We start from the raw sequence: 2,726 nt of genomic DNA, 5'->3' as shown, positions 1-2,726 counted from the left end.
GGCGCCCAGGGCTTCCAGGGCAACCAGGGCAACCAGGGCTTCCAAGGCAACCAGGGAGCTCAGGGCGACGCGGGGGCGCAGGGCAACCAGGGCTTCCAGGGTGACCCGGGGGCGCAGGGCAACCAGGGCTTCCAGGGTGACCCGGGTGCACAGGGCAACCAGGGCTTCCAGGGCTTCCAGGGCTTCCAGGGTTTCCAGGGCGACACGGGGGCGCAGGGCTTCCAGGGTTTCCAGGGTGACCCGGGGGCGCAGGGCAACCAGGGCTTCCAGGGCAACCAGGGAGCTCAGGGCGACGCCGGCCCGCAGGGCAACCAGGGCGTCCAGGGCGGTGTCGGCAGCAACCTGTACGTCAAGACCGTGACCAATCCGGGGACGTTGGGCGGAACGGCGGCGACCGTCGTCTGCGATCTCGGAGACGTGGCCACCGGCGGCGGAGCCGTGCTGCCCGGCCTCGGCAGCCTTCGGGACAACTCCCCGACGGGCGGCTCGACGACGTCGCCCCCCACGGGGTGGCAGGCCGGCGTCACCGGCAACAACCCCATCCAGGTCTTCGTGGTCTGCGCCGACGTGGCGCCGTAGGTCTTCGTGAGCGGCGGTGCGGTAGCGGTACCGGCCGCCGGCCTCACCGGACCTGCGCGGCGTGCGCCCTTCGAGGCTTCGGTCTCGGAGGGCGCCGCCGCACGAGGACCCGCCCCCATCGACCGCCCCACCGACCCACCCACCCAATGACCGACCCGGTGCCGAGCGCCGGGCAGTGAGAGAACTCGGAGAGCCATGCGCGTCCTGGTGACCGGCGGCGCCGGATTCATCGGTTCCGAATACGTCCGGCGGCAGTTGAGCGCGGATCCCGCGGCACGGGTCACCGTCCTCGACAAGCTCACGTACTCAGGTGTCGAGGCCAATCTCGCGCCGGTGGCGCAGGCCCCCGGCTATGCCTTCGTGCGGGGCGACGTCTGCGATCCGGACGTGGTCGACCAGGTGATGGCGGGTCAGGACGCGGTGGTGCACTTCGCCGCCGAGTCGCACGTCGACCGGTCGATCGAGGGGGCCGGTCCGTTCGTCAGCACCAACGTGCTGGGCACACAGGTGCTGCTCGACGCCGCCCGCCGGCACGGCGTCGGCCGCTTCGTCCAGGTGTCCACGGACGAGGTGTACGGCTCGATCGGCGAAGGGTCGTGGACCGAGGACCGGCCCCTGGCCCCGAACTCCCCTTACTCCGCGTCGAAGGCCGGCGCGGACCTGCTGGCCCTCGCCCACCACCGCACCCACGGGCTGGACGTCGTGGTCACCCGGTGCACCAACAACTACGGGCCGTACCAGTTCCCCGAGAAGGTCGTCCCGCTCTTCGTCACCCGCCTGCTCGACGGGAAGCCGGTCCCCCTGTACGGGGACGGCCGCAACGTCCGCGACTGGCTGCACGTCTCCGACCACTGCCGGGGCATCGACCTGGTCCTGCACGGCGGCCGGGCCGGGGAGGTCTACCACATCGGCGGAGGCGCCGAGCTGACCAACCACAAGCTCACAGGTCTGCTGCTGGACGCCCTCGGCGCGGACTGGGACCGGGTCGAGCACGTACCCGACCGCAAGGGGCACGACCTGCGCTACTCGCTGGACGACGGCAAGATCCGCGAAGAGCTCGGCTACGCCCCGCAGATTCCCTTCGCCCATGGGCTGGCGGACACGGTCGCCTGGTACCGCGCCCACCGCTCCTGGTGGGAGCCGCTGCAGGAGAGGGCCGCACCGCGATGACCACGAGGTGGCTGGTCGCCGGCGCGAACGGGCTCCTCGGCCGGGACGTGCTGGCCGAGCTCGCCGCCGATCCGGACGCCGTGGTGACGGGCCTCGGCCGCGATCGGCTCGACATCACCGACCCGGCCGCCGTGCGTGCGGCCGTCCCCGGCCACGCCGTGGTCGTCAACTGCGCCGCCTGGACGGACGTCGACGGCGCCGAGCGGTCCGAGGCGGCGGCCACGGCCGTGAACGGCACGGGCGTCCGCCACCTCGCCGGCGCCTGCGCGGACGCCGGAGCGATCCTGCTGCACCTGTCGACGGACTACGTCTTCCCGGGCGACGCCCGCGGGCCCTACCCCGAGGACGCGCCGACGGGCCCCGTCAACGCGTACGGCCGGAGCAAACTGGCGGGCGAGCGGGCGGTCCGCGAGCTGCTGCCCGACACCGGCTACGTCGTGCGCACCGCCTGGCTCTACGGCGAGCACGGTCCCAACTTCGTGGCCACCGTGCTCGAACTCGCCGCCCGCCGCGAGACCCTGGACGTGGTGGCCGACCAGCACGGTCAGCCGACCTGGACCCGGGCGCTCGCCCGGCAGCTCGCCGCCCTCGGCCGTGCCGCGCTCACCGGCCGGGCCCCCGCGGGCTTCTACCACGGCACGTCGGCGGGCCGCACGACCTGGTGCGGCCTGGCGCGCGACGCCTTCCGGCTCAGCGGACTCGATCCCGAGCGGATCCGCCCCGTCGGCTCGGAGAAGTTCCCCCGTCCGGCCGCGCGCCCGGCGTTCGGCGTCCTCGGCCACGGCGGCTGGCTGCGGGCCGGCCTGGCGCCCCTGCCCCCGTGGGACGACCAGTTGGCCTCGGCCGTGAGGCTGCCCGCCTTCGCCGCACTGGCCGCCGCGGCCCGCACGACGCGACGGCCCTGAAACCGGCGCGAGGCGCCCCGCGGGACCGGTGTGTGCCGCGGGGCGCCGCGCGTGCGGCGGTCCGGAGGCCGC

At 74.2% G+C, this 2,726-nt stretch carries 2 protein-coding genes and 1 pseudogene; all 3 read left to right on the top strand.

All coding sequences use genetic code 11. The features are described 5' to 3' along the window. Nucleotides 1–579: pseudogene (locus tag ABT300_RS42955) on the top strand (collagen-like protein); the annotation flags it as partial. 195 nt (nt 580–774) lie between these two features. Next, on the top strand, nt 775–1,749 hold the full coding sequence (rfbB, locus tag ABT300_RS42950) for a dTDP-glucose 4,6-dehydratase (RefSeq protein WP_351688298.1): 975 nt from the start codon (nt 775–777) through the stop codon (nt 1,747–1,749). After that, nucleotides 1,746–2,654: a dTDP-4-dehydrorhamnose reductase gene (gene rfbD / locus ABT300_RS42945; protein ID WP_351688295.1), complete on the top strand. Its 909-nt coding sequence runs from the start codon at nt 1,746–1,748 to the stop codon at nt 2,652–2,654. The genes rfbB and rfbD overlap by 4 nt, the downstream gene beginning before the upstream one ends. Nucleotides 2,655–2,726: the final 72 nt, after the last annotated feature.

It is taken from the genome of Streptomyces sp. NPDC001027 (assembly GCF_040299045.1).
Lineage (GTDB): Bacteria > Actinomycetota > Actinomycetes > Streptomycetales > Streptomycetaceae > Streptomyces.
Note: the sequence above shows the minus strand (reverse complement) of the source record. Positions and strands in the feature narration are given on the sequence as shown.